Here is a 19,189-nt window from a genome sequence, read left to right on the forward strand (position 1 = left end):
TAACGGGCCATGGCGACGATCCTCGCCTTCGGCGTCTCGCCGGCCGCCAATTACACGGCGGAATCTTCGCGGAACACGGAAACAATCGCCGGCTTCACGATGCCGGCCGGCGCCAATGCGCTGTATTTCGGTGTGTCCTACCGCAGCACTGGCGATGCGGCGATTTCCAGCATCGACTGGAACGGCGACACCAGCGCCGTTGCGGTCAATTCGGTTAAGACGGGCGGCGGCAGTTACTACGCGAAGCTCTGGAAGCTCCCCGGCGCAACGCCGGGCACCGGCGATGTAACCGTTACCGTCGCAGCCAACGTTCAGGCACTGCGGCTGTTCGTCTGGGCCGTCGGTGGCGTCGATACTCTCGACGACATTGGCGTTTCGCCGACCTTCACGGGCGTGGGCTTCAACACTAGCGGCGGCGATAACTTCTACACGCCGGAGGCGGACGGCAGCCTGTTGCTCGCCGTGGTCGCCGGCATCGACGACGACAGCGAGCCCAGCGGCAGCTATGCCAGCGGATGGGAATTGGACGAAGAAGCGGGGGCCTTTCACGGAAACGACGCCGCGTCGGGCTATAGCGGGTTCTTCCATAAGCAAGGCTCCGCGGCGGGCATTCAAGAGAGCTTCACTATTACTTTCTCGGATGGAGGCGCCAAGGCATTGGCGTTGATGGAGATCCGCGCCGCTGAGAACACAGGCGGCTCCGACGTCGTCGTGTTTCCGTCGGGCATCGCCGTCATGGGAGCTGTCGGGAGTGTCGGGGTCGGGATCGACTGCGCCGTGGCGGTCGTGGGCGTTTCGGGGATCGGGGCGGCTGGAAGCGCCACGGTCGACACGGCCGGTGATGCGATGATCGCGGTGTCCGGCATCTCGGGAATCGGAAGCGTCGGAGCGGCGACGATCTTCGGCTGGGCGCAGGCGGCGGATGCGTCAGGCAGCTGGTCCGGCGAGGGCGAGGCGAACGATATCTGGGCAGCAATTCCTGTAGCGCCGGGAGGGTGGTCATGATTCCAGTAGGGGACTATCGTCCGGATCTGCCGGACTTCCAGAATCCGGGAGCGACCCGGGCGCTGAACGTGCTTCCGTCGGCGACGAGCTATCGGCCGCTCAGCGGACTCGTCGCCTATAGCGACGCGCTGGCAGGGCGTTGCCAGGGCGCATTCGCGACGCGCGATTCTTCCGCGAATGTCTTCAACTTCGCCGGCGATGCCGGCCATCTCTATCACCTCGACGGCGCCGCTTGGACGGGCGTCACGCGGGCCAGCGGCGGCCCCTATGGCACGGCATCCGATGGCGGCTGGAGCTTCACCCAGTTCGGCGATCTCGTGATCGCGGTCAACGGCGTCGACGCGCCGCAGAGCTGGGCGCTTGGGAGCGCCACCCGTTTCGCTGCGCTGGCCGGCGATCCGCCATTCGGGCGCTTCGTCTCGACAGTGCGCGATTTCGTGGTGATCGGTCGCATCAGCGGCTTTCCCAACCGGGTCCAATGGAGCGGGATCAACAATCCGGAAACCTGGTCCCCCTCGGCTGCGACGCAGGCCGACTTCCAGACGCTTCCGGACGGCGGATGGGTGCAGGGGCTGGTCGGCGGCGAGTACGGCATCGTCTTCCAAGAGCGGTCGATCAAGCGGATGACCTATATCGGTGCTCCGCTGATCTTCCAGTTCGACGAGATCGCGCGCAATCGCGGCGTTGTCGCCGAAGGATCGATCGCCAACTTCGAGACGACGGCGTTCTTTCTCGACAATGACGGCTTCCATGCCTTGATCGGCGGTCAGCAACTGCAGCCGATCGGCGACCAGAAGGTGGACAAGTCCTTCTGGCGGACGGTCGATCAGAATCACCTGCATCGCATCAGCGCGGCAATCGATCCGATCAACAAGTTGTACATCGTTTCCTATCCGGGGAACGGCAGTGTCAACGGCACGCCGAACCGTCTGCTGATCTACAACTGGACCGCCGGGCGGTGGTCCGAAGCCGAAGTCGAGATGGACCTGGTCTACCCGTCGCTGTCGGAATCCTCCTATACGCTGGACAGTCTCGACAGCGTTTCGAGCAGCCTCGACGCACTCGGCTTCTCCCTCGACTCGCGCAACTGGACCGGCGGCCTGATTCTGCTTTCGGCCTTCGATCCGGCACGCCGGCTCAGCCTGTTCACCGGTCCCACGCTTCCGGCGACCGTGGACACCGGCGAGGCGCAGCTGTTTCCCGGCCGGCGGGCGGTGATCTCGTCGGTGCGGCCGATCGTCGAGGGCGGTCTTTCGACAGGGACGGAGCCGTCCATCCAACTCGGCGTACGGAACCGGACGATGGACGAGGTAGCTTGGGGACCGGCGACCCGCACCAACATTCATGGCGAATGCCCTGCGCGGTCGGCGGGACGGTATCATCGGGCGCGGATCAGCCTGCCGGCCGGCGCGGAGTGGCGGCACATTCAGGGCGTCGATCTCGTCGCCAAACCGGAGGGGCGGCGATGATGAGCTTCCCCGGGACGAGTTTCCCCAGCCTGCCGCCCGGCGGCGGCGACCCGCGACAGGTCGCCACCGTGGTCAATCGGATGAACCAGGGCAAGCTCAACTGTACGGGGGAGCTGACCCTCTCGGCCGCCCAATCCAGCACAACCGTCAGCGACCCGCGCGCAGGAGTCGGAAGCACCATTCTTCTCATCCCGCTGACCCCGAGCGCCGCGGCGGAGCAGGCCGCCGGTGGCTTGTATCTGTCCGCGCGCGCCAACGGCAGCTTCGTCGTCGGTCATGCGGACACGGCGCAAGCCGATCGCCGGTTCGGCTACGCGATCATCGGTTAGGGCTCCACGTCGTCATCGATCGTCGAAACCCTCAGAAGGCGAGGCGTCTCGCCAGGAGTTGCCCATGCTGCTTGGCCAGCTACCCAGTCAGATCACCGCCGGTTCGACCGGCATGTATTCGGGCGCCGGATACGCACCGGCCCTGATGCAGGCCTTCCTCAACCGCTTCGGTCCGTACCGGCTTCAGCCTTACGAGGTGCCGCAGATCCCGGCGCAGTTCATGGCGCCGACCTTCCAGCCCAGGGGATTGCGCGAATCGGGTCTGCTCACCCCGGCAGTTCCGCGGCAGTGGGAGAGTCGGTTCGGCGGCAATGGCCGGACTGGCGGTGGGCCGCGGAGTGCCGACCGCAACGGCGCGAACAGGTCCGGCGGCAAGGCAAGCGGTCCCGGCGGGCCTGCCGGCGGACGGTCCGGTCCCGTCTCGCGGTGACGGTCCGTATCAAGGCCGTGGCTCCGCCGGAATTGCCAGCGGTCTGGCCGTCCGTTGCCCCGCTTCTGGAGCGCGCCATTGCCAGGGAGCCGCTTTGGACCTTACGGGCCTTGAAGCAAATGTTGATCGCCGGACATAGCCGGCTCTGGATCGCCGCTGATGGCGATGGGATCAGGGCCGCTCTGGTAACACGCATCGTGACATATCCGGCGGGACGACTCTGTGACCTGACATGGTGCGCCGGAACGGACCCCGGAGATTGGGCCGATGCGCTGGAGCCCATCGAGGCATGGGCCAGGGAGCAGGGATGCGGCGGCATGGAGATCACGGGAAGGCCAGGATGGGAGCGGCGGCTGCGCGGCTTCCATCGTTCATCAGTGATATTGCGGAAGGATTTTTGAGCGATGGCCAAAGGCGGTAGCAACACCACCACACAGACCTCGGAGCCGTGGTCCGAGCAGATCCCCTATCTCAAGAACATCTTCAGCGAGGCTGAACGGCTCTACACCGCGCCGGGGCCGAACCACTTCCCCGGCACGACGGTTGCGCCCTTCGCGCCCGAGACGGAGCTGGCGCTTAACGCCCAGGCCGCACGGGCGATGGCGGGATCTCCCCTCACCAGGGTGGCCGGCGAGGCGCTGGGCGACACGCTGTCGGGCGGGTATCTCGGGGCGAACCCCTATTTGCAGGGCGCCATCGACAGCGCCGGGCGCGGAGTCGTCCGGAACTATCGGAATGCGGTGACGTCGGGGATCGACAGCAGCTTTGCGCAGGCCGGCCGCTATGGTTCCGGCGCGCATGTCGCGGCGCATTCGAACGCGCAGCAGAATCTGGCCCAGCAGCTCGCCGATATCTCGTCCGGCATGTCCTATCAGAACTATGGTGACGAACGGGCGCGCATGCAGCAAGCGGCGACGGCCGCGCCGGGCCTGGCGCAGCAGGATTATTTGGATATCGCGCAGCTCGCGGCGGTCGGTCGGGCGCGAGAGGGGATGGCCCAGAACCTCATCGACGATCAGGTCGCACGGTTCAACTTCGCCCAGCAGCTTCCCTACAACAAGCTGGCGCAATATGCGGGCCTCATTCAGGGGAACTATGGCGGCACCAGCACAACAACGCAGTCTTCTGGCGGTGCGGGTCCGCTCGGCGGTGCCGCGACCGGATTCACGCTCGGGGGACAAGTGGGTGGACCCTGGGGAGCGGCAATCGGCGCCGGTCTGGGCGGGCTGCTGAGCCTCTGGTGACGGCGGAGGGATTGGCGTCAAGCCGACTTCCGCGCTGTCCATTCAATGCATAACGGGAGCATGCCATGGCAGGCATCAAAGACTACTCGCCGGTCCCGGCGAGCAATACCGCCCTCTTTCCCGAGGGTATGGCGCCCTCGGCCGTCAATGACGGCATGCGCCAGGTGCAGGCGGACATCCGTACCGAGGTTGCAAGCAAGGGGGCGGATATCGCCTCCGCCGAGACCGTGGACCTCGGTGCGGCGACGGGCGATTTCGTGGACATCACCGGGACGACGACGATTGTTTCTCTCGGTACCGTCTCTGCGGGAATCCGGCGAACGGTCCGGTTCCGTGGCGCGCTTACGCTCACCCACAACGCAACCTCGCTCATTCTCCCCGGTGGGGCGAACATTACGACGGCGGACGGGGATATTGCGCGATTCCGGTCGCTGGAGTCGGGGAATTGGGTGTGCGAGGGGTATAGCAGGGCAGATGGAACGGCGGTCAACGACGGGAACTATGCGAAGCTGGATACCGCTAATATCTTCGCGGAAGACCTGACAATCCGGTCGGACGACGCTGGGACATCCCTTGAGCCAACTCTCACGTTTAACCGAAACAACACCTCACCGGCCGCGTCGGATAGTGTCGGGTCGCTCGTACTATCGGGTCGTAACGCGGCCGATGAAGCCATGATCTACGGGCGGCTGCGATCTCAGATCGACGATCCGACGGATGGGAGCGAAGACGGCCGGTTGATCTTCGACACGGCCCAAGCCGGAGACACGTCCGTTCGGATGCAGTTGGCCGCCGGGCTGTTCATGACGGGTGCGACCGGCGATGATCCAGGGGCAGGAAAGATAAACGCGACCGCGTATGAGGCCAACGGTGCGGCACTCCCGTTCCAAAAGGCCTATGAGAGTGGGCAGCAGGGGATTACCTCTGGGGGCACATTAACGCTGGCGCATTCACTAGGGTCCCAGCCGAAACTGTATATGGTCTTCCTCAAGTGCGTGTCGGCAGAACACGGCTACCACGTCGGTGACGAAGTAAATGTCCTGAATCTTCAAGGCACCCACCAAGGCGTGACGATCGTGCCGGATGCGACGAACCTAAACATCCAGTACGGCCAAGCCGCAGCGCCTTTCAACGTCATCAATACGAGCGGCCAAGCCGTCAGTGCTACGAGCAGCCGATGGCGGGCCATCTTTCGGGCATGGGCGTAGACGTGGGCACTTGCCCATTGTAGCGTGTACAGCGCGAAGGGGGCGAGATTGCTTAACACACTCATCAAGGCTGCTCTAAAGAGAGCCGGATACGGGGTTTACAACCTTGCAGTGTACAAGGTGGTTCCACAAGATTCGCTTGTCGTTCCCCAAGGTAAGCTGCTGTACGACCCCAACGCCGAAGGGGTCTATGACCTGAAGACGAAAACGGTTGTGTCGAGGGTTCAGGCCCCGCACGAGCAGTCGCTCAACCTTGAGCGGGAGCATGAAAGGCTTCGGGCCTACGTCTTCAAGAACCCGGACAAGAGACTGTCGAAGGACCGCTACGCCAACGCACTGGCATGGCTTGACCCGGGTTCTGGGCTTCTGCTGGACGCTTGCACCCCAAGACCAAGGGCTGATGTGCGGGAGAGGGTCGAGGGCCTTGGCTACACCTATCAGGCAATCGACCTGAACGACAGCAACCCAGAGGTATGCAAGGAAGACCTAACGAAACTGTCGTTCGAGACGGGTAGCGTCGCGCGGGTGCTGTCCTGTGACACGCTTGAGCATATCGAGGACTTCCCCGCAGCAATGCGAGAGATCTACCGAGTCCTTCAGGAAGACGGAATGGCGCTCATTCACGTGCCGTGCCGCTGGTGGGATCGGCCGGAAGGTGAGCCGATCAAGCCTGGTATCGACCAGTTCGGGCATGTTTACTACCACTCGGCGCGCGAGTTGTTACGCCTTGCCTCGGATACGGGCTTCGTGATTGCCCGGGCTGGTCTCCTGCTCGATCCCGGCGCCGTTCTGATGGCGCTAGTTAAGAGTAAGCCTCTGCCGATCTAGCGTCTCGCTTCATACCCTATCTCACAGCCGCCGTCATGGCGGCTTTTTTCATGGTCCGGTGCGTCGCGATGACCGTCGCCGGCCAAGCCTGATTCGATCTGCAGCAAGACATTGCGAGGAGGTGATGCGCATGACTTCACCGGCGCAGAAATTCGTGCTCGACGTCGTCGGTATCGGCGGGGCGGTGGCGTTCTCGCCGGTTTGGCTTCAATGGCTAGAGTCCGGCGGGAAGGTGATCGCGATCGTCGGCGGATCGCTCATCATCCTCGGCCGGCTGTGGCTGGTATATCGCGAAATCCGGGCGAAGCGGCGGGGCGACTGAAGCGCTGCGCCGGCTTTCTCGACGATGTGACGAACGGGTCGGGATGCCCCGGCCGTGGATCCGGAACTACTGAAAGGACTCGATCATGCCTTCGACGACCGCGCACAAGGCGTGGGTCTCGGGCGCGCTCACGGCGCTCGTGACCCTGTTGCTGATCTATCTCTACGGCGAGTCGCCGGACGGGCCGACCCTGGAGGAGGGGCTGAAGGCGCTCGCCACGTCGCTCGCCACCGGTGCGGCGTCGTGGCTCGCCACCTGGGCCATTCCGAATCGGGCAAAGGACTCCGGCGGCGCTACGTTCCAGGCACCGCCGCTGGCGGTATGCGCGGCCGTCGCGCTGGCCGTTCTCACCATCCTCAGCCTGGCCGGATGCGCCTCCACGGCCCGCGACCCGGCGCTGGTCGCGACCGCGACCTGCCGGGCCTATGCCGCGACCCTCTCCAGCCTTGCCGGCTTCCGCGCGGCCGGAGAGATCGACGACGCTATGGCGGGTCGGATCAACGATGTCCGCGCCGTCGCCACGCCGCTCTGCACCGGCGCGCCGCCGACCGATGCCGCCACCCTGGCACAGCTGGAGGACCGGCTCTTCGATTTGCTCATCATCGAACAGGAGGCCAGCAATGCCGGCTAACCCGATTCTCCAAATCGCCCCGTACCTCCTGGCGGCCTCCCAGATCAGCCGGGCGGTGGCCGATATCGTCGAGGGCCTGCAGCTCGGCAAGATGACGCCGGAACAGGTTCAGGCCCGCTGGCAGGCCGCCGCCGATGCAGTGCTGCTCGCCGATGCCCAGTGGAGCCGAGCGGACGGGAGCCAAGCGGACGCGGCGGCGGGATCGGGCTGACGCTAATGGAGCGGGAGGGGCGGATCATGCAGAGGCATTCCGCCCGACCGCGGTTTCGACGTTTTCTGTATTATCTTGGAATAACAAAGCATTAGATGGTGCCGCCGGACAGGATTGAACTGTCGACCTCACCCTTACCAAGGGTGCGCTCTACCACTGAGCTACGGCGGCCCTGCTGAACGGCGCGAACCATGCCACAGCGCGCCCGGTCGGCGCAAGCGTCGGAAATTCCCTCGCTCACCAGAGCTGTTGGAAGCGCAACGTTCCGTCGGACTCCTGAGGCGCTTGGGTATATGATGTAAGCCTCTCCGATCAACAGCGGAGGAGGGTGGTCTTATGTCCGAGCGTTTGGAATTCGGGTCGATCGAGCCGCTGGATGTCGAGGGCGGCGTCTGGTTCAAAGTGACCTTCCGTTACGTCGCGCATCGGCTGAGCCTGAAGATGCGGGACGGCAGCCGGCGCAATGAGGAGCAGCAGGCCTTGCTGGATGTCTTCGTCAGCGCCAACGAGGTCGTTCCCGAAAACGAGGAGCCGCCAGGGGTCGACGACGAGATTCGACGGATCGCGCTGCGGCGCGCCGAAGCCGTGATGGCGAACGCGCGGCTGGCCATGGAACGGGAGCTTCGCTGACGTTTCGGAAGTCGCGGTGGCGGTCGGCCTCGGGCCGACGTCCGAGCCCCTTAAGCCACGGTGTCGAGCAGCCTCTTGGTCATGTCGTTCGCCGTTTCGACCGTGCGCAGGTTCGCCTCGAAGGCGCGCTGCGCGATGATCTGCTCGACGATCTCCCCCGCCAGGGCGACGTTCGGCCGCTCCGTCACCGCGCCACCTTCACCCCTCGCGCCGTCGAAGTCGAAAAACGGCACCGACGCCGGCTTGACCGGAACGGTGACCGCGCGGGTTCCGCCATCCGCATTTGCGATGTTCTGGACGCGGTGCGGCAGGTAGCCTTCCGACCGGCTGTTCACGACATTGCCGGCCGATACCGAAAACCGCCTTTGGGCGGCCTGCAGGCCGGATAGCGCGTTGAGCACGGACAGATCCATGAGCCTATTATCGTCGAGGAACGCGATGTCCCAAAGCAGTATCGAGTCCGATCTGCCCGAAATTAAGGTAAAGTTCGTGCTGTCTTGAGCGGACGGCGGTTGGCGGCGCGTCCAGCCGGATGCTCGCCTTGACGCTATGCCCGACAGGTCGCACCATGGGCCGCATCGAAGGAAACAGCGCCGACCCACCGAGTTCGGAAGACGCCACCGATGCCAAACGACCGGAAACGACCTCCTACCCGCTCCGAGGCGGGAACGCTGGGGGCACGCGAACGGGAAGCGCGCCTTTCCGGTGCGTTGCGCGACAATCTCTTGAAGCGGAAAATGCAGCAGCGGGCCCGGGCGGATGCGCCGGAACAGGGCGGGGCCCCGGAATGCCCGGAAGCTGCGCAGCCGTCGACCTCAACCGCAAAGCCCGGGAAAGCACCCGCGCGGAAGCCGTAGGCCGCAAGACCCCGACGGTCATTCTCGCCTCCCTGAAGTCCTCATGATTGCCGTGCTTGAGGCGCTCGGCCTGTTACAGTACAAACCGTTGCACTGCAACAGGACATCGACGGCTGCCCGAGGCGCGACGCCGCGGATCATCGTCGTGGAGGACGTTTTCGATGGCAATCCTGCCCGATACCTGGATCCGTGACATGGCGGTCACGCACGGCATGATCGAACCGTTCGTCGAGGCGCAGAGGCGCGACGGCGCGATCTCCTATGGCCTGTCCTCCTACGGTTACGACGCCCGGGTCGCCGAAGATTTCAAGATCTTCACCAATGTCGACAGCGCGATCGTCGATCCCAAGGCGTTCTCGACCGCCAGTTTCGTCGACCGAAAGACCGATGTCTGCATCATTCCGCCGAACAGCTTCGCGCTTGCCCGCACGGTGGAGTATTTCCGGGTGCCGCGCGACGTGCTGGTCATCTGCCTCGGCAAATCGACCTATGCGCGCTGCGGCATTATCGTGAACGTGACGCCGCTCGAGCCGGAGTGGGAGGGGCATGTCACGCTCGAGTTCTCCAACACCACGCCGCTGCCGGCGAAGATCTACGCCAACGAGGGCGCGTGCCAGTTCCTGTTCCTGAAGGGGGAGGGGCCGTGCGAGGTGTCTTATGCCGAGCGGGCGGGAAAATACATGAAGCAGCAGGGCGTCACGCTGCCGCGGCTGTAGCCATGCCGGCCGCCATTCGTCGCGCTGAAGCAGGGGGTTTTTGATGGACAAGATCCGCATTCGCGGCGGACAGCAGCTCACCGGCACGATTCCGATCAGCGGCGCCAAGAACGCCGCGCTTCCATTGATGGCCGCGTCGCTGCTGACCGACGAAACCCTCACGCTGAATAATCTGCCGCATCTCGCCGACATCGTCACGATGGCGAATCTGCTGGCGCAGCTCGGCGTCAAGATGCACCTCAACGGGCATGCGACAGAGGGGGGGCATGCCGGTCGCGTGTTCGAGCTGACTGCGGGTGACGTTGGCGAGACGACGGCGCCCTATGACCTGGTCCGCAAGATGCGCGCGTCGATTCTCGTCCTGGGCCCGCTGGTCGCGCGCCACGGTCGCGCGCAGGTGTCCCTGCCGGGCGGCTGCGCGATCGGGACGCGACCCGTGGATCTTCATCTCAAGGGGCTGGCCCAACTCGGCGCGGAGATCGAGCTTCGCGAAGGCTATGTCCACGCCACGGCGCCGCGCGGACTGACGGGCGCGAAGATCGTGTTCCCAATGGTATCGGTCGGCGCGACCGAGAATCTGATGATGGCTGCCTGCTTGGCCGAAGGCGAGACGCAGCTGGTCAACGCGGCCCGCGAACCCGAGATCGTCGATCTTGCGACATGTCTCGTTGCCATGGGGGCGAACATCGACGGGATCGGCACCGACAGGCTCCGCATCGTCGGTTGCCGGAAGCTGCACGGCACGACGCATATGGTGGTGCCGGACCGTATCGAGATCGGCACCTTCGCCATGGCGGCGGCGATCACCCGCGGCGATCTGGAGCTTGTCGGCGCCCGGCTCGACCTGATCGGCGCCGTTGTGGAGGCGCTGACGCAGGCCGGCGTCAGAGTGCAGGAAACCGAGCGCGGCCTGAGGGTGTCGCGCGCCGCGGACGATCTGGTCGGCGTCGACGTGATGACCGAGCCCTATCCGGGCTTTCCAACCGATATGCAGGCGCAGATGATGGCGCTGATGACAACGGCCAGCGGCGCGGCCATGATTACGGAGACGATCTTCGAGAACAGGTTCATGCATGTGCCGGAGCTGGCCCGCATGGGCGCAAGCATCAATGTCCACGGCGCCTCGGCGATGGTGCGGGGCGTGCCGCGACTGACCGGGGCGCCGGTGATGGCGACGGACCTGCGCGCCTCGGTGTCGCTGGTTCTGGCGGGTCTCGCCGCGGAAGGCGACACCATCCTCAACCGCGTCTACCACCTGGATCGCGGCTATGAGCAGCTGGTGGAGAAGCTCGCGGCCTGCGGCGCCGAGATCGAGCGGTTGAAAGCCTGAGATGTCTGACGTCCTAAAGCTGCGCGCTCGCGACAAGGAGGATTTCGGCGTCATAGCCGCGCTGCTTCAGGACGCCCTCCTGCCGATCTCGGAAATGGCTTACCTGCCGGACGAGAAGCGGTTCGTCATGGTCCTCAACCGCTATCGCTGGGAGGCGGAGAATCCGGCGGCTCGCGGTGCGGTGCCCAGCGAGCCGGCCGAGTCGCCGTCCGCTGAGGACGCATCATTCGAGGACGAGGCGGCGCCAAGCCCTTACTTCGAGCGCGTTCATTGCGGCGTGTGTTTCGATCGCGTGCTGGCCGTGCGGACCCGGGGGATCGAACAGCGGGCACGGGATCAGATCCTCGAGCTTCTGACGGCTCAGGCGGAGGACCGGTCGGTCCTTCTGGTCTTCGCTGGCAATGCGGCGGTCCGGCTCGAGGTCGAGGCGTTGCATTGCCATCTCGAGGATCTCGGCGAGGCCTGGCCGACACGGTGGCGGCCGCAGCATTCCTTGGAAGACGGCGGCGAGGATCGATGAGCAGCGTCCGCGAGCGGGACGACCGGTCGACTCCGTCGTCCCAGACATCCGAATCATTGGTTCTGGCCCTGCCGAAGGGCCGCATCCTGTCCGAGGTCATGCCGCTGCTGCGGCGTGCCGGAATCGAGCCGGAAGATGCCTTCTCCGACCCGGAGTCGCGCGCGCTGTCCTTCGCCACGAACCATCCGAACATCCGGATCATCCGCGTGCGGAGCTTCGACGTCGCTACCTTCGTCGCATTCGGTGCCGCGCAGCTCGGCATCGTCGGGAACGACGTTCTGCTGGAGTTCGATTATCCGGAGGTCTATGCGCCCGTCGATCTTGGGGTCGGCCGCTGCCGCCTTGCTGTCGCCGAGCCGGCGGAGATGGTTGCGTCCGACGATCCGGCGCGCTGGAGCCATGTCCGGATCGCGACGAAATATCCCGAGATCACCCGGCGCCATTTTGCCGCGCGCGGCGTCCAGGCCGAATGCATCAAGTTGAGCGGCGCGATGGAACTGGCGCCGCAGCTCGGGCTGTGTAGACGGATCGTTGACCTCGTTTCCAGCGGTGCGACGCTGCGGGCCAACGCCCTGGTTGAAGTCGAGCATATCGCGGACATCACGTCGCGACTGGCGGTCAATCGGGCCGCCTTGAAAACGTTCCCCGACGAGATCGGTTGGTGGATCGAACGGATCCGGGAGGCTGCCGATGCCGCTTAGACTGAACAGCCGGGATCCCGGCTTCGACTCAGCTTTCACCGCCTTTCTGTCGGCCAATCGCGAGGCGCAGCAGGATGTCGAGGCGGCGGTCGCCGCGATTCTTGCCGACGTCCGTGCCCGCGGCGACGATGCGGTCATCGAGTACACGCGGCGGTTTGATCGGATCGATCCGGCGCCCGCCGATCTGCCGATCTCGGTGGCCGAGCGCAAGGCGGCCGAGGCGCGCTGCTCGGCGGATGATCTGGCGGCGCTGCGCTTGGCGGCCGGGCGGATCGAGGATTACCACCGCCGTCAGCTGCCGACCGATTTCGACTATGAGGATGCCGCCGGTGTCCGCCTGGGGTCCCGCTGGCGGTCGATCGCGGCGGCCGGGCTCTATGTCCCGGGCGGCACCGCGGCCTATCCCAGCTCGGTGCTGATGAATGCGATTCCCGCCCGCGTCGCCGGTGTCGAACGGTTGGTGATGGTCGTGCCGGCGCCGGGCGGCGTGCTGAATCCGCTGGTTCTGGCCGCGGCCGAGATCGCGGGTATCGACGAGATCTATCGGATCGGCGGGGCGCAGGCGGTCGGTGCGCTGGCTTTCGGCACGGCGACGATCGCGCCGGTCGACAAGATCTGCGGTCCAGGCAATGCCTACGTCGCCGCGGCGAAGCGGCAGGTGTTCGGAACCGTCGGCATCGACATGATCGCCGGGCCTTCGGAGATCCTTGTCGTCGCCGACCGGGACAATGATCCCGACTGGATCGCCGCCGACCTTCTCTCGCAGGCGGAGCACGACACGGCCGCCCAGGCCGTGCTGATTACCGACGATGCGGAATTCGCCGATGCCGTCGCCCAGGCGGTGGAACGGCATTTGGGTCGGCTGCCACGGCAGGCGATCGCCAGCCAGAGCTGGACCGATCACGGCGCGATCATCCTCGTGGATGATCTTGAAACAGCCCCGTCCTTGATCGACCGGATCGCGCCCGAGCATCTGGAGTTGGCCGTCGGGGCGCCTGACCGTCTTGCTGCGGGCGTGCGTAATGCGGGTTCCATTTTTCTCGGCCGCTACACGCCCGAGGCGGTGGGTGATTACGTCGCCGGACCGAATCACGTGCTGCCGACGGCGCGCAGCGCGCGGTTCTCCTCCGGGCTCGGCGTTCTCGATTTCATGAAGCGTAGCTCGTTGATCGCCTGCAGTCCGCAGGGCCTCGCCGCTATCGGCCCGGCCGCCGTCACGCTGGCCGAGGCCGAAGGCCTCCATGCCCACGCGCTGTCGGTGGCGTTGCGGCTGCGCTCACCGCACCGCGGTTGAGTGGCTGCTTTGACGTCGAGCTGCGACAGGTCGAAATCGATCATCAAGATCACGCTCGATGAACATTCGGTCGTTCGGCGCAGCCCCGAGGTGGAACATGAGCGGGCGGTCGCGATCTTCGACTTGATCGAGGAGAACGTCTTCGCGCCGGTCGGCGACTTCAGCGGCCCTTTCTGTCTGCATCTCGCGATCGAAGAGAACAGGCTGATCATCGACATCCGCGGTACGGACGAGCAGCCGCTGGTCAAGGTCGGCTTGGCGCTGACGCCGTTCCGCCGGGTCATCAAGGACTACTTCACCGTCTGCGAAAGCTATTACGCGGCGATCCGGCGCGCATCGCCGTCGCAGATCGAAGCCATCGACATGGGACGGCGCGGCCTTCACAACGAGGGGTCGGAGCTCCTGCGGGAAAGGCTGAACGGAAAGATCGAGCTCGACACCAACACGGCGCGTCGCCTGTTCACGCTGATCTGCGTCCTGCATATTCGCGGCTAGCGGATTTTCGCCTATCGCCATGGCCGATCTACCGGGAAGCGTCTTGTTTTGCTGCACGAGGAATTCCATCCGCTCGCCGATGGCGGAAGGCCTCCTCAAGCATCTGCATGGCCGTCGCGTCTATGTCGATTCGGTGGGCGTGCATGGCGATAGGGAGATCGATGCCTTCGCCGTCGCCGTGATGGACGAGCTCGGGATCGACCTCCGACGGCATCGGTCCAAAACGTTCGACGACCTCGAGGACGGCCTGTTCGATCTGGTGATCTCCCTCTCGCCGGAGGCACAGCACCGTGCCGTGGAAATGACGCGGACGGCCGCCTGCGAGGTGGAATTCTGGCATACGATGGACCCCAGCATCATCGAAGGAAACCGGGAAGCGCGGCTCAACGCCTATCGCGAGGTCCGCGATACTCTGATGCGCCGTATCAAGGACCGTTTCCCGGGTCCGCTGACCCCGGTGCTTTAGGCTTCTTGCCGTAGGTCCGGATCCGCCTATTTGCGGTATTGGCGCGAATTTCACCCATATGTACTGGACGTTTGTCCGGGAAAGAAGATGGCGCTATCATCCCGCGCCGATTCGCGATGCCCGGAACTTGGCCTTGGCAGGGAGCCGCCTGCCGTCGAGTGCCCTTTTCCGAAAGCAGCCAGTGGAGAGTTGATGGCCAAAGAGGATCTGATCGAGTTTTCCGGAACGGTGACGGAACTGCTTCCGAACGCCATGTTCCGGGTAAAGCTGGATAATAACCACGAAGTGCTCGCACACACCTCTGGCAAGATGCGCAAGAACCGCATTCGGGTCCTGGCGGGGGACCGGGTGAACGTGGAGATGACGCCGTACGACCTCACCAAGGGTCGAATTACGTTCCGCTTCAAGTAATCGTCCATCAGGCGCTTGGTGGCATGATCGCGCGATCGCCGGAACGGCCATCCCTCGTCCTGGCATCGGCATCGCCGCGGCGGCTGGACCTGCTACAGCAGATCGGCATTCAGCCGGATCTCATCGACCCACCTGAAATCGACGAAACACCTTTGCGGCGCGAACTTCCCGCGGCCTATGCGCGGCGCATCGCCGCCTGCAAGGCCGAGGTGGTCGCCAGTCGCCATCCCCAATCCTTCGTCCTCGCGGCCGACACGGTGGTTGCCTGCGGTCGCCGCATTCTCCCCAAGCCGGAAGACGCCGCGACGGCGCGCGACTGTCTGGTGCAATTGTCCGGCCGACGGCATCGGGTGCTGGGCGGAATATTCCTCAGGGCGCCCGGTGGAAAGCAGGTTGGCCGCCTCGTGACCACGATCGTCGTCTTCAAGCGCCTGAGCGCCGACGAGATCGACACCTACCTCGCCGGCGGCGAGTGGCATGGCAAGGCCGGTGGCTATGCGATCCAGGGTCGCGCTGCCGCCTTCATATCCTGGATCAGCGGCTCCTACTCGAATGTGGTGGGACTGCCGCTGTTCGAGACGAACGGGCTCCTGACCGGCTTGGGCTATCACGGATCGGTACAGGGCCGGAAGCGGCGATGACGAGTCGCCTGCTGGTTTCCGTCCGGCCCCGGGAGACGCAGATCGCGCTCTGGTCCGATGATCGGCTGACCGAGTTTCGGATCGAGCGCGAGGGCGCGGAGAGCCTAATCGGCAATATTTATCTCGGGCGTGTGACGCAGGTCGAAAGGGGGCTCGACGCGGCTTTCGTCGACATTGGCGAGTCGCGGCCGGGTTTCCTGCCGCTCGGCGAGTTCGAGCGGGCACCGACGGAGGGGGCTGCCGTCCTGGTCCAGGTCGTCCGCGAGGCGCGGGAGGGGAAGGGGGCCAAGCTGACGGCCCGGCCGCTGCTCCCGGGCCGGCTGCTTCTGTTCGACCCTCATGGTGGCGGGCCGCAGGGCTCGGGGTTGTCGTTCTCCGCTCGGCTCCAAGATAAGGGGGAGCGGAAGAGGCTGACCGGGCTGATGGCAGAGATCCAACCCGACGGAGATGGCTTCGTTTTGCGTCGCGCGGCGGCCAGCGCCGCGGCGGCGGCGCTCAGGGCCGAGGCAGTCGGGCTGCGCACGATCTGGCAGCAGGTTCTGCAAGCCCAAGCCACGGCGCGCCCACCGCAGCGGCTCCACCGCGACGATCCCGTGATCGGGATGTTGCGGGATCATGGCACCGATCTGCAGGCGGTGATCGTCGATGGCCGCCGTGCGGCCGAGCTGCTGCAACAGCGCTGCGCCGGGACGATGCCGGATCTGGCCGACCGCATCATTTTTGAGCCGCAGCGCGACTGGGTGCCCGAGCCTGATGAGATCTGGGAGCAGGTGGAGGCAGCGTTGGAGCCCGCCGTGCCGCTTCCCTCCGGCGGCTCGTTGCTTTTCGAGTCGGGGACGACCTTGACGGCGGTCGATGTCAACAGCGGGCGCCAAGTCGGCGATCCCTACGGGCAATCCGGCGCGGAGCGAGCCCTGCTGCGGACCAACCTCGAGGCCGTGGCAGAAATCGCCCGCCAACTGCGCCTGCGCAATCTGGGCGGGGTGATCATCGTCGATTTTATCGATCTTAAGTCGCGGGATCATCGTCGTCAGGTGGTTGAGGCGCTGCGTCGGGCGCTGTCGACGGACCCGGCACCCTGCCGGGTGGAGGCAATGTCCCCGCTGGGCTTGGTCGAGATGACGCGCCGCCGTCGCGGGCCATCGCTCGAGGAGCTGCTGTCCCGCCCCTGTGCTGCCTGCGCCGGCAGCGGTCGCGTTCGACACCGCGGCCCGACGGGAGAGGCGAAGGAAGGAGAGGATGACTGATGGCGAAGATCGAGGATCTTGCGGCGCGGCGGGCGGCCGTTCGCGGAAATGCCGGCACGACTGGTCGAGCGCGTAAGGCGCGGGGCTGCCCCATCTGCGGTGAGCCGATGATGGAGAAATACCGACCGTTCTGCTCCCGCCGCTGTGCCGATATCGACCTCGGCCGATGGCTGAAGGAGGGCTATCACATTCCGGCGGAGGAGACGCCCGATTCTGATGGCGACGCGACGGAACGGGATGACTGATTCTCGACCGCCAAAAGGGTCACATCCGCTGGACAGGCCGGGCGATTTTCTCTATAAGCCGGGTCTCCCGGGTCCGTGGCCCGCGGATGCCCAGGTAGCTCAGTTGGTAGAGCACGTGACTGAAAATCACGGTGTCGGTGGTTCGATTCCGCCCCTGGGCACCATATTTCAAAGACTTAGCTGACATTCTGGGGCAACAAATTAACTGGTTCTGCTTCGGGGCAACGCCGGGGCAACAGCAAGAAAAAGCCCCGCCTACATGGCAGGGCTAGGTTCGTCAGGCCGCTTCCGGCTCGCCGTCGTCGTCATCCTCCAACGGCTCTTCCTCGCCGTCGCTGTCCGGTTCGTCGTCCTCGCCTTCCGACAGGAACGCTAAGAGGTCGTCCATCATCAGGGGCGAGATTTCCACTAGGAGCTGCATCGTCTCGGTCTTGCGGTTGAACGCGACGATTTCCGACCGCTCCATCATGGCGCGTAGCATCTCGGGCGCGCTCATGCCACGCCCCGGCACTTTGCCCGCCGCTCAATACCGAGAACGCGGGTCGCATGAGACGCCGCGTACAGGGCGAACAGGTCGCTCTTGTAGAGGTCGCCAACGTCCTTCGGTGAGCCTTCGCACCAGTCGGGCGCGTAGTCCTGCCACGTCTCTTCCCATGCCATCCGGACGAACACCCAAACGCCAGCCATCGTCTTCGGCTGCATCGCGAGGATAGCGTCCTCTATCTGCTTCATGCGGTCATAGCGCGCGCCGGCCTCATCGCTGTCATAGTCCACGCCCTCGCGGGCAAAGCGACGTTGCAGGTCATCGCTCTCTTGCTTCAGCGCCGTCCACTCGAAGAACAGCAGCGATATTTCCCGGTCGTCATCGGACGGCGGAATGAGAAACTTCAGCCACTCAAACGGTGAGGTCATGATTTGGCTTCCCCTCGGTTTGGCTTTCCACAGCCATTGCCGGAAGCGGCCCGGCAGCCGGGGGGTGGAAACCTGCCGAGAGACAGGTCAGCGGCTTTTAAGCTTTCGCTCTGGACATGGCGCACCGCCCCCGGCCATAATGGTCGGGTCGGGCGCCACCGCTAAGCGGCGCTCCTAGCGCCAAACCCCGGCAAGGGTTCGCGCTAATCAGCAGTCACCGGCGGCAACCGGCTGTCTGCCTATCTCGGTCAGGGTTTCCACACCCATATTCACGCTAACGCCCCGCTTGGTTAACTTCAAGCGGCAAGGCGTTTGCGTGTGTGCATCGTGCCCGGCATTCGTCAATGAAGCGTGAAGCCCGCCAGAAGCCCCAGGACGCGCGTTGACGGGTGCGGGGATCACCGGGCCTACCTCGGAACGGCCTAAGCGACTCAGCGGCCTTCCTATGGCTATGCGGGGCGCTCCAGGCGACGGCGGGAGGGGTGTCGGATCGCTCCAGGGCGATTACCCGCAGGACCGCGCCGGGCCGCTCTGTTCATAATCGTTCCGAAAAAAAGTTTCATGCAGGGAAATCCTCCCGGATTAGCGACGGAAGGAACCGGCGTGGTCCCGTCTGTAGCTGCCGCCGGGATCGCCCATGCCCCTCCCCAACTTTCGCTTTTTAATTCGCGACGTTGCGTGCAAACGCCCGGCGCGGTCGCGGGAAGTGATCGCGGCCAGGATCGCCTAGGCCCTCCCGGTCACCGCTTCCGCCACGCATGGTTAGGATCGAGCGGCCAGCCGTCGACGGTGCAGCCGGGCACGCGCAACGCCCCGTTGCCGCTCGCGGTGCGCCGGTTATGGCAGCTCTGGCATAGCCCGCGAAGATTGCCCAGGTGATCGGGTCCGCCCTTCGATCTCGGAATGATGTGATCGGCATGGCTGGACGGCCGGTCGCATCCGGGCGCGCGGCAGAACGGATCGCGGGCTATGCAGTCCGCCCGAAGCTGCTTCCATTCCGGAGTGCGGTAAAAGGGATCGCTCATGAGGCCATGACGGCGGCTGTAG

At 65.0% G+C, this 19,189-nt stretch carries 26 protein-coding genes and 2 tRNA genes; 23 read left to right on the plus strand and 5 right to left on the minus strand.

Going from position 1 to position 19,189, the window contains the following annotated elements; genetic code table 11:
• The first annotated feature begins 9 nt into the window (after positions 1-9).
• From DT069_RS18680 to DT069_RS18730, 10 genes are all read left to right on the plus strand, one after another.
• Positions 10-1,005 carry a hypothetical protein gene (locus tag DT069_RS18680; RefSeq protein WP_119461850.1) on the plus strand — a complete coding sequence of 332 codons (996 nt, stop codon included), beginning with the start codon at positions 10-12 and terminating at the stop codon, positions 1,003-1,005.
• Positions 1,002-2,474, plus strand: a complete 1,473-nt coding sequence (locus DT069_RS18685; RefSeq protein WP_119461851.1) for a hypothetical protein — start codon at positions 1,002-1,004, stop codon at positions 2,472-2,474. The genes DT069_RS18680 and DT069_RS18685 overlap by 4 nt, the downstream gene beginning before the upstream one ends.
• Positions 2,471-2,803 carry a hypothetical protein gene (locus DT069_RS18690; protein ID WP_119461852.1) on the plus strand — a complete coding sequence of 111 codons (333 nt, stop codon included), beginning with the start codon at positions 2,471-2,473 and terminating at the stop codon, positions 2,801-2,803. The genes DT069_RS18685 and DT069_RS18690 overlap by 4 nt, the downstream gene beginning before the upstream one ends.
• A gap of 64 nt (positions 2,804-2,867) precedes the next feature.
• Positions 2,868-3,233, plus strand: a complete 366-nt coding sequence (locus DT069_RS18695) for a hypothetical protein (protein WP_119461853.1) — start codon at positions 2,868-2,870, stop codon at positions 3,231-3,233.
• A gap of 404 nt (positions 3,234-3,637) precedes the next feature.
• Positions 3,638-4,477 (plus strand): hypothetical protein, encoded by an 840-nt coding sequence (locus DT069_RS18705; protein WP_119461855.1) that lies wholly within the window; start codon positions 3,638-3,640, stop codon positions 4,475-4,477.
• A 65-nt stretch (positions 4,478-4,542) separates the two neighbouring features.
• A complete protein-coding gene (locus DT069_RS18710; RefSeq protein WP_119461856.1) occupies positions 4,543-5,685 on the plus strand; it encodes a hypothetical protein in 1,143 nt (380 codons plus the stop codon).
• 48 nt (positions 5,686-5,733) lie between these two features.
• A complete protein-coding gene (locus DT069_RS18715) occupies positions 5,734-6,513 on the plus strand; it encodes a class I SAM-dependent methyltransferase (RefSeq protein WP_162913289.1) in 780 nt (259 codons plus the stop codon).
• 130 nt (positions 6,514-6,643) lie between these two features.
• On the plus strand, positions 6,644-6,835 hold the full coding sequence (locus DT069_RS18720) for a hypothetical protein (protein WP_162913290.1): 192 nt from the start codon (positions 6,644-6,646) through the stop codon (positions 6,833-6,835).
• An 85-nt stretch (positions 6,836-6,920) separates the two neighbouring features.
• Positions 6,921-7,466: a hypothetical protein gene (locus DT069_RS18725; protein WP_119461859.1), complete on the plus strand. Its 546-nt coding sequence runs from the start codon at positions 6,921-6,923 to the stop codon at positions 7,464-7,466.
• A complete protein-coding gene (locus DT069_RS18730; RefSeq protein ID WP_119461860.1) occupies positions 7,456-7,677 on the plus strand; it encodes a hypothetical protein in 222 nt (73 codons plus the stop codon). The genes DT069_RS18725 and DT069_RS18730 overlap by 11 nt, the downstream gene beginning before the upstream one ends.
• Before the next feature lie 96 nt (positions 7,678-7,773).
• On the opposite strand, the gene DT069_RS18735 is transcribed toward DT069_RS18730, so the two are convergent.
• Positions 7,774-7,848 (minus strand) — tRNA-Thr (locus DT069_RS18735).
• A gap of 165 nt (positions 7,849-8,013) precedes the next feature.
• Between DT069_RS18735 and DT069_RS18740 the strand changes: the two genes are divergently transcribed.
• Entirely contained in the window at positions 8,014-8,307 is a 294-nt protein-coding gene (locus DT069_RS18740) for a hypothetical protein (protein WP_119461861.1), read from the plus strand.
• Positions 8,308-8,357: 50 nt separating this feature from the next.
• On the opposite strand, the gene DT069_RS18745 is transcribed toward DT069_RS18740, so the two are convergent.
• Positions 8,358-8,720, minus strand: coding sequence for a flagellar basal body rod C-terminal domain-containing protein (locus DT069_RS18745; RefSeq protein ID WP_119461862.1), 363 nt, complete (start codon positions 8,718-8,720; stop codon positions 8,358-8,360).
• Between the two features lie 605 nt (positions 8,721-9,325).
• On the opposite strand from DT069_RS18745, the gene dcd reads away from it, so the two are divergent.
• The 12 genes from dcd to DT069_RS18810 all read left to right on the plus strand — a co-directional run bounded on the left by dcd (position 9,326) and on the right by DT069_RS18810 (position 17,394).
• Positions 9,326-9,880: a dCTP deaminase gene (gene dcd, locus DT069_RS18755; RefSeq protein WP_119461864.1), complete on the plus strand. Its 555-nt coding sequence runs from the start codon at positions 9,326-9,328 to the stop codon at positions 9,878-9,880.
• A 43-nt stretch (positions 9,881-9,923) separates the two neighbouring features.
• Positions 9,924-11,210, plus strand: coding sequence for a UDP-N-acetylglucosamine 1-carboxyvinyltransferase (gene murA / locus DT069_RS18760; protein ID WP_119461865.1), 1,287 nt, complete (start codon positions 9,924-9,926; stop codon positions 11,208-11,210).
• 1 nt (position 11,211) lies between these two features.
• On the plus strand, positions 11,212-11,730 hold the full coding sequence (locus DT069_RS18765; protein WP_119461866.1) for a DUF2948 family protein: 519 nt from the start codon (positions 11,212-11,214) through the stop codon (positions 11,728-11,730).
• Positions 11,727-12,431, plus strand: coding sequence for an ATP phosphoribosyltransferase (hisG, locus tag DT069_RS18770; RefSeq protein WP_119461867.1), 705 nt, complete (start codon positions 11,727-11,729; stop codon positions 12,429-12,431). The genes DT069_RS18765 and hisG overlap by 4 nt, the downstream gene beginning before the upstream one ends.
• Positions 12,421-13,725, plus strand: coding sequence for a histidinol dehydrogenase (hisD, locus tag DT069_RS18775; RefSeq protein WP_119461868.1), 1,305 nt, complete (start codon positions 12,421-12,423; stop codon positions 13,723-13,725). Before hisG ends, hisD begins: the two co-directional genes overlap by 11 nt.
• 9 nt (positions 13,726-13,734) lie before the next feature.
• Positions 13,735-14,220 (plus strand): UPF0262 family protein, encoded by a 486-nt coding sequence (locus tag DT069_RS18780; RefSeq protein ID WP_425450367.1) that lies wholly within the window; start codon positions 13,735-13,737, stop codon positions 14,218-14,220.
• A gap of 19 nt (positions 14,221-14,239) precedes the next feature.
• A complete protein-coding gene (locus DT069_RS18785) occupies positions 14,240-14,686 on the plus strand; it encodes an arsenate-mycothiol transferase ArsC (protein WP_119461870.1) in 447 nt (148 codons plus the stop codon).
• A gap of 192 nt (positions 14,687-14,878) precedes the next feature.
• Complete coding sequence (gene infA, locus DT069_RS18790) at positions 14,879-15,097, plus strand: translation initiation factor IF-1 (RefSeq protein ID WP_012566833.1); 219 nt, start codon at positions 14,879-14,881, stop codon at positions 15,095-15,097.
• 23 nt (positions 15,098-15,120) lie between these two features.
• Positions 15,121-15,738 carry a Maf family protein gene (locus DT069_RS18795; RefSeq protein ID WP_119461871.1) on the plus strand — a complete coding sequence of 206 codons (618 nt, stop codon included), beginning with the start codon at positions 15,121-15,123 and terminating at the stop codon, positions 15,736-15,738.
• Positions 15,735-16,985: a ribonuclease E/G gene (locus DT069_RS18800; RefSeq protein ID WP_119461872.1), complete on the plus strand. Its 1,251-nt coding sequence runs from the start codon at positions 15,735-15,737 to the stop codon at positions 16,983-16,985. The genes DT069_RS18795 and DT069_RS18800 overlap by 4 nt, the downstream gene beginning before the upstream one ends.
• A complete protein-coding gene (locus DT069_RS18805) occupies positions 16,985-17,230 on the plus strand; it encodes a DNA gyrase inhibitor YacG (protein ID WP_119461873.1) in 246 nt (81 codons plus the stop codon). The genes DT069_RS18800 and DT069_RS18805 overlap by 1 nt, the downstream gene beginning before the upstream one ends.
• Before the next feature lie 88 nt (positions 17,231-17,318).
• Positions 17,319-17,394: transfer RNA gene (locus DT069_RS18810), tRNA-Phe, on the plus strand.
• 113 nt (positions 17,395-17,507) lie between these two features.
• Here DT069_RS18810 and DT069_RS18815 read toward each other — a convergent pair.
• The 3 genes from DT069_RS18815 to DT069_RS18825 all read right to left on the minus strand — a co-directional run bounded on the left by DT069_RS18815 (position 17,508) and on the right by DT069_RS18825 (position 19,167).
• Positions 17,508-17,726, minus strand: coding sequence for a hypothetical protein (locus DT069_RS18815; RefSeq protein ID WP_119461874.1), 219 nt, complete (start codon positions 17,724-17,726; stop codon positions 17,508-17,510).
• A complete protein-coding gene (locus tag DT069_RS18820) occupies positions 17,723-18,142 on the minus strand; it encodes a hypothetical protein (protein ID WP_119461875.1) in 420 nt (139 codons plus the stop codon). Before DT069_RS18820 ends, DT069_RS18815 begins: the two co-directional genes overlap by 4 nt.
• Positions 18,143-18,882: 740 nt before the next feature.
• Entirely contained in the window at positions 18,883-19,167 is a 285-nt protein-coding gene (locus DT069_RS18825; RefSeq protein ID WP_119461876.1) for an HNH endonuclease, read from the minus strand.
• Positions 19,168-19,189 lie beyond the last annotated feature (22 nt).

The sequence above is a fragment of the Virgifigura deserti genome (assembly GCA_003576685.1).
GTDB lineage: Bacteria > Pseudomonadota > Alphaproteobacteria > Dongiales > Dongiaceae > Virgifigura > Virgifigura deserti.

Bases quoted from the DNA above. Each gene is read 5' to 3' on its own strand.
- DT069_RS18685 (WP_119461851.1), top strand. From the start codon at position 1,002: ATGATTCCAGTAGGGGACTATCGTCCGGATCTGCCGGACTTCCAGAAT.
- DT069_RS18795 (WP_119461871.1), top strand. From the start codon at position 15,121: ATGATCGCGCGATCGCCGGAACGGCCATCCCTCGTCCTGGCATCGGCA.
- DT069_RS18705 (WP_119461855.1), top strand. From the start codon at position 3,638: ATGGCCAAAGGCGGTAGCAACACCACCACACAGACCTCGGAGCCGTGG.
- infA (WP_012566833.1), top strand. From the start codon at position 14,879: ATGGCCAAAGAGGATCTGATCGAGTTTTCCGGAACGGTGACGGAACTG.
- DT069_RS18800 (WP_119461872.1), top strand. From the start codon at position 15,735: ATGACGAGTCGCCTGCTGGTTTCCGTCCGGCCCCGGGAGACGCAGATC.
- DT069_RS18745 (WP_119461862.1), bottom strand. From the start codon at position 8,720: ATGGATCTGTCCGTGCTCAACGCGCTATCCGGCCTGCAGGCCGCCCAA.
- DT069_RS18825 (WP_119461876.1), bottom strand. From the start codon at position 19,167: ATGAGCGATCCCTTTTACCGCACTCCGGAATGGAAGCAGCTTCGGGCG.
- hisG (WP_119461867.1), top strand. From the start codon at position 11,727: ATGAGCAGCGTCCGCGAGCGGGACGACCGGTCGACTCCGTCGTCCCAG.
- DT069_RS18695 (WP_119461853.1), top strand. From the start codon at position 2,868: ATGCTGCTTGGCCAGCTACCCAGTCAGATCACCGCCGGTTCGACCGGC.
- dcd (WP_119461864.1), top strand. From the start codon at position 9,326: ATGGCAATCCTGCCCGATACCTGGATCCGTGACATGGCGGTCACGCAC.
- hisD (WP_119461868.1), top strand. From the start codon at position 12,421: ATGCCGCTTAGACTGAACAGCCGGGATCCCGGCTTCGACTCAGCTTTC.
- DT069_RS18740 (WP_119461861.1), top strand. From the start codon at position 8,014: ATGTCCGAGCGTTTGGAATTCGGGTCGATCGAGCCGCTGGATGTCGAG.
- murA (WP_119461865.1), top strand. From the start codon at position 9,924: ATGGACAAGATCCGCATTCGCGGCGGACAGCAGCTCACCGGCACGATT.
- DT069_RS18730 (WP_119461860.1), top strand. From the start codon at position 7,456: ATGCCGGCTAACCCGATTCTCCAAATCGCCCCGTACCTCCTGGCGGCC.
- DT069_RS18815 (WP_119461874.1), bottom strand. From the start codon at position 17,726: ATGAGCGCGCCCGAGATGCTACGCGCCATGATGGAGCGGTCGGAAATC.
- DT069_RS18805 (WP_119461873.1), top strand. From the start codon at position 16,985: ATGGCGAAGATCGAGGATCTTGCGGCGCGGCGGGCGGCCGTTCGCGGA.
- DT069_RS18725 (WP_119461859.1), top strand. From the start codon at position 6,921: ATGCCTTCGACGACCGCGCACAAGGCGTGGGTCTCGGGCGCGCTCACG.
- DT069_RS18765 (WP_119461866.1), top strand. From the start codon at position 11,212: ATGTCTGACGTCCTAAAGCTGCGCGCTCGCGACAAGGAGGATTTCGGC.
- DT069_RS18720 (WP_162913290.1), top strand. From the start codon at position 6,644: ATGACTTCACCGGCGCAGAAATTCGTGCTCGACGTCGTCGGTATCGGC.
- DT069_RS18710 (WP_119461856.1), top strand. From the start codon at position 4,543: ATGGCAGGCATCAAAGACTACTCGCCGGTCCCGGCGAGCAATACCGCC.
- DT069_RS18785 (WP_119461870.1), top strand. From the start codon at position 14,240: ATGGCCGATCTACCGGGAAGCGTCTTGTTTTGCTGCACGAGGAATTCC.
- DT069_RS18820 (WP_119461875.1), bottom strand. From the start codon at position 18,142: ATGACCTCACCGTTTGAGTGGCTGAAGTTTCTCATTCCGCCGTCCGAT.
- DT069_RS18680 (WP_119461850.1), top strand. From the start codon at position 10: ATGGCGACGATCCTCGCCTTCGGCGTCTCGCCGGCCGCCAATTACACG.
- DT069_RS18690 (WP_119461852.1), top strand. From the start codon at position 2,471: ATGATGAGCTTCCCCGGGACGAGTTTCCCCAGCCTGCCGCCCGGCGGC.